Below are 4,693 nucleotides of genomic sequence, written 5' to 3'. Positions count from 1 at the left end.
CCCCACCCCCGCGCCGGCGACCGAGGCCCCCGCCGAGCCCGCCGAGCCCGCCGAATCCGCCGAGCCCGCCGAATCCGCCGAGCCCGCCGAATCCGCCGAATCCGCCGAGGCGCCGGCGACCGAGGCCCCCGCCGCTCCCGCCGTGGCACTCGCCGCGTCCGACAGCGCCCCCTCGGTACCGGCCGCGTCACCCGTCGCCGCGCCGCCCGCGCCCTCGCCCGTACCGGCCGGGCCCGCCGAGGCCGCACCCGCAGTGCCAGAGGTCCCGGCGGTGCCCGTGGCCGTCAAGGACCGGCGGGTGCTGCGGGCGCTGGTGCGCTGGACCGCCGCCGTGCTGGTCCTCGGGGCCGTCGGCACCGGAACGGCGTACGGCATCGCCGCCCTGGACCGCACCGACGTTCCCGGCCTCGCCACCGAGAACGACGGGCGCTGGGACTTCCCCCGGCTCTCCCTGCCCGCGCTCCCGGACGGCTCGCCGCGCCCGTTCTCGGACGGCAACGAGGCCGAGGTCCACCACGCCGACCTGCGCGAGCTGCTGCTCCCCGCACCGGCGGGCGCGGCCGTGGACAAGGAGCTGGAGGGCGGCTGGAGCGGCATCGACCGTTACGTGTCGGAATACGAGAAGGACAAGCGCGCCGACCTGAAGCAGGCCCTGGGCGACAGTGCCCTCCGGCACATCGCCGCCCGCGGCTGGACCATGCCCGACGGCACCGGCGCGCGGATCTACCTGCTGCGCTTCAAGTCGGTCGCGTTCGCGGACGCCTTCCTGGACGAGCAGCTGCAGGTCGGCGCCGTGCCCGGGGCCGCCCTCGCCGGCGCCCCCGACAGCGAACTGGACGAGGACTGGGACAACTGGGGCGCGCCCGGATACGCCCAGCAGTACGTGTTCGAGGAGCCCAAGCCGTACGGCGCGCAGCAGGTCCGCCAGGCGTACCTCGCGGCCGGCGACACCCTCGCGCTCGTCGTCCACGAGAAGAAGGGCGGCGCCGCGGCGGTCCCGTTCCACCAGACGGTGATCCTGCAGAACCAGCTCCTCGGCTGATCGTCGCCGACCTCACGGAACGGCCCGGGGCCCGGCCCACTAAACTGGGCCCCGGTCCTGCCCCGCCCATCCGAGGAGCACCCCGTGCTTGAGGCATTCTTCTCCGCCCTGCTGGTCCTGGTCTGCGTCGGCGTCCTCGCCTTCGCGGGGCTGACCGTGAAGAAGCTGTACCAGGGCCAGCGCTGATCACCCCTCCCCGAGCAGATCGCCAGAGCAACTCATGATCCAGATCCCGTCCGGCCTGAACCCGGCCCTCGTGCCCCTCGCTTTTCTCCTCGGCAACTGGGAGGGCGCCGGAGTCTCCGACTTCCCCGGCGGCGAGAAGTGCAACTTCGGCCAGGAGGTCACGTTCAGCCACGACGGACGTGACTTCCTCGAGTACACCTCGCGCACCTGGGTGCTCGACTCCGAGGGCAAGAAGGTCAAGCCTCTGGAGAGCGAGTCCGGCTACTGGCGCATCGACGAGGACCGCAAGATCGAGATCGTGATGGTCCGCGACCACGGTGTCGTCGAGATCTGGTACGGCGAGCTGGCCGAAGGCAAGCCCCAGATCGACCTGGTCACCGACGCGGTGGCGCGTACCGCCGCCTCCGGCCCCTACAGCGGCGGCAAGCGGCTCTACGGCTACGTCAAGGGCGACCTGATGTGGGTCGGCGAGAAGCAGACCCCGGAGGTCCCCCTGCGCCCCTACATGTCGGCGCAGCTGAAGAAGGTCGTGGACCCCAGCGAGTGGGCCAAGGACCTCAAGGACCTGCCGGACGACGGCATCGCCTTCTTCCGCTGACACGGGAGCGGTCCGCGCGGCCGCTCCCGGCGGGCGGCCCGCGGTGGGACGGGTGCTCCGTCCCACCGCCTCCTACACTGGGTGGCGTGGTGAGCACCGACTGGAAGAGCGATCTGCGGCAGCGCGGCTACCGGCTGACCCCGCAGCGCCAGCTTGTCCTCGAAGCGGTCGACACGCTCGAACACGCGACGCCGGACGACATCCTCACCGAGGTCCGCAGGACCGCCTCCGGGGTGAACATCTCCACCGTCTACCGCACGCTGGAGCTGCTGGAGGAACTGGGCCTGGTCAGCCACGCCCATCTCGGACACGGCGCACCCACGTACCACCTGGCGGACCGCCACCACCACATCCACCTGGTCTGCCGTGACTGCACGAACGTCATCGAGGCCGACGTCGCGGTCGCGGCGGAGTTCACGGCGAAGCTGCGGGAGACCTTCGGTTTCGAGACCGACATGAAGCACTTCGCGATCTTCGGCCGCTGCCGCGACTGTGTGGCCCGGGCGCGATCCGGCCCGGGCTCCGGACCCGGCTCCGGCCCGGGCTCCGGACCCGGCTCCGGCCCGGGTTCCGCCCCCGGCTCCGGAACCGCTTCCGGATCGGGCTCGGGAACGGCCGGGGACTCTGAATCCTCAATTACCGGGTCGTAGGCTGGTGCGTATGAAAAGCCCTCTGCTCTCCCTCCCCGGCGCGGTCCCCGCCGAGGGACGCGACGAAGGAGTCGCCGCCCACTACGGCGACCTGTTCCGTGAGCAGCGCACCCTCGCCGACGGAGCCGGGTTCGTCGATCTCTCGCACCGCGGTGTCGTCACCGTCTCCGGCGAGGAGCGGCTGAGCTGGCTGCATCTGCTGCTCACCCAGCATGTGAGCGAACTCCCGCCCGGACAGGCCACCGAGGCGCTGATCCTCTCCGCGCACGGCCACATCGAGCACGCGCTCTATCTCGTCGACGACGGCGAGACGGTCTGGGCGCACGTCGAGCCCGGCACCCAGGACGCGCTGATCGCGTACCTGGAGAGCATGAAGTTCTTCTACAAGGTCGAAATCGCCGACCGCACCGAGGAGTTCGCGGTCGTCCACCTTCCGGCGGGCTCCATTGCCGCGGCGCCCGGCGGCGTGGTCGTACGGGAGACCCCGTACGGGCGCGACCTGTTCCTGCCGCGCGCCGATCTCCAGGCGTTCGCGGCGGACCCCGGGAACGGCCCCCCGATCGGCGTCCTCGCCCTCGAGGCGCTGCGCGTGGAGGCGCACCGGCCGCGTCTCGGCTTCGAGACCGACCACCGCACCATCCCGCACGAGCTGGGCTGGCTCGACAGCGCCGTGCACCTCCAGAAGGGCTGCTACCGGGGTCAGGAGACCGTCGCCCGCGTCCACAACCTGGGGAAACCGCCGCGCCGGCTGGTCTTCCTGCACCTGGACGGCAGCGAGGTGCACCTGCCCGTGCCCGGTACGCCGGTCAGGAAGGCCGAGGACGGCGCCGAGGGGCGCCAGCTCGGCTTCGTCACCACCTCGGCCCGCCACCACGAGCTGGGGCCGATTGCTCTGGCCCTGGTCAAACGCAATGTGCCGGTGGACGCGCCGCTGCTCGCGGGGGAGACGGCCGCCTCCCAGGAAGTCGTCGTCGAGCCCTGACCAACTGCGTCAGACCTCGAGGAAGACGGTGAACGGGCCGTCGTTCGTGAGCGCCACCCGCATCCGCGCCCCGAACCGGCCCGTCTCCACCTTCGCGCCCAGCGCACGCAACTGCGCGACGACCTCGTCGACGAGCGGCTCCGCGACCTCGCCGGGCGCGGCCGCGTTCCAGGTGGGGCGGCGGCCCTTGCGCGCGTCTCCGTAGAGGGTGAACTGGGAGATCACCAGCAGCGGCGCGCCGATGTCGGAACACGACTTCTCGTCCTGGAGGATCCGCAGCGTCCACAGCTTCCTGGCGAGCTGCGCCGCCTTCTCCTTCGTGTCGCCGTGGGTGACCCCCACCAGCACACACAGGCCCTCACCGGCGAACTCGCCGACCGTCTCCCCGGCGACCTCGACGCTCGCCCCGTCCGCTCTCTGCACCACTGCACGCATGGGGACCATGATGCCTGGGCCGAACGGGTCAAGCGGGACTGCGGGTTCACCACGCGGAGTGGCACGATGCATGCAGGCGGTGAGTACCCGGGAAGGCCGGAGGACGGCCTGGCAGACGACCACCCAGGGTGCCGCACCGTTCGAGGGGACGGAAAAGAGGCATGACCAGCACACCCGGCACCGGGCGCACGTCGTCCGGGCCAGCACCCGCGGGAGCACCCACAGGGCTGCCGCCGCGGCCACCGGTGCAGCGAATCGCCGACGTGGCCGTGCTGCCCGGCGCGCCGCCGTACCAGGTACGGACCCTGCGCCTGCCGGAACTGCGCGCGCTGCGGCGCGAGTCGCAGCGGAACGAGGCCGATCTCAGCTATGTACGGCGGCTGCTCCAGGGGCGCATCGACATTCTGCGAGCGGAACTCGCGCGGCGCAGTGGACCCGGCCCGCAGGAGGCGCCGGTCGTGGAGCTCTCGGTCGTCGACCGGCTCTCCGAGATCCTGGCCGACGCGCCCTCCCGGCACCGCAGCTCGGCCCGCCACGTGACCCTGGGGACCCCGCACGGCGAGGAGTACCGCGAACTCGCCGCCGAGATGCTCGCCGAGGTGGAACTGTCGGACCTGCGGGCGCGTACGGACGAGGAGCTGCGCACCGCCATGGGACGGCTGGTCCGCTACGAGCAGCAGGTCTCGCGGCGCCGGCACGACCTCCAGCGCACCGCCGACGACTGCAGCGCGGAGATCGCGCGGCGCTACCGGGAGGGCGAGGCGCAGGTGGACGACCTGCTCGCGTGACGTCTTCGCCAC

The 4,693-nt window shown here is 72.2% G+C and carries 6 protein-coding genes; 5 read left to right on the top strand and 1 reads right to left on the bottom strand.

What is annotated here, in order from left to right; all coding sequences use genetic code 11:
- Positions 1–142 precede the first annotated feature (142 nt).
- The 4 genes from GUY61_RS34975 (at position 143) to GUY61_RS34960 (ending at position 3,458) form a co-directional block, all read left to right on the top strand.
- Complete coding sequence (locus GUY61_RS34975; RefSeq protein WP_166634345.1) at positions 143–1,042, top strand: hypothetical protein; 900 nt, start codon at positions 143–145, stop codon at positions 1,040–1,042.
- A gap of 220 nt (positions 1,043–1,262) precedes the next feature.
- The gene (locus GUY61_RS34970; protein WP_166634344.1) at positions 1,263–1,826 is read left to right on the top strand and encodes an FABP family protein; all 564 of its coding nucleotides are present in this window, start codon (positions 1,263–1,265) and stop codon (positions 1,824–1,826) included.
- An 86-nt stretch (positions 1,827–1,912) separates the two neighbouring features.
- Positions 1,913–2,476 carry a Fur family transcriptional regulator gene (locus GUY61_RS34965; protein ID WP_166634343.1) on the top strand — a complete coding sequence of 188 codons (564 nt, stop codon included), beginning with the start codon at positions 1,913–1,915 and terminating at the stop codon, positions 2,474–2,476.
- A gap of 10 nt (positions 2,477–2,486) precedes the next feature.
- On the top strand, positions 2,487–3,458 hold the full coding sequence (locus tag GUY61_RS34960; protein ID WP_166634342.1) for a folate-binding protein YgfZ: 972 nt from the start codon (positions 2,487–2,489) through the stop codon (positions 3,456–3,458).
- Between the two features lie 9 nt (positions 3,459–3,467).
- On the opposite strand, the gene dtd is transcribed toward GUY61_RS34960, so the two are convergent.
- Positions 3,468–3,893, bottom strand: coding sequence for a D-aminoacyl-tRNA deacylase (gene dtd / locus GUY61_RS34955; RefSeq protein ID WP_166634341.1), 426 nt, complete (start codon positions 3,891–3,893; stop codon positions 3,468–3,470).
- A gap of 161 nt (positions 3,894–4,054) precedes the next feature.
- On the opposite strand from dtd, the gene GUY61_RS34950 reads away from it, so the two are divergent.
- Positions 4,055–4,681 (top strand): ABC transporter substrate-binding protein, encoded by a 627-nt coding sequence (locus GUY61_RS34950; protein WP_166634340.1) that lies wholly within the window; start codon positions 4,055–4,057, stop codon positions 4,679–4,681.
- Positions 4,682–4,693 lie beyond the last annotated feature (12 nt).

The organism is Streptomyces sp. GC420 (assembly GCF_009916105.1).
Classification (GTDB): Bacteria; Actinomycetota; Actinomycetes; order Streptomycetales; family Streptomycetaceae; genus Streptomyces.
The sequence above is the reverse complement of the archived record's forward strand: the minus strand, read 5'-3'. Positions and strand labels throughout refer to the sequence as shown.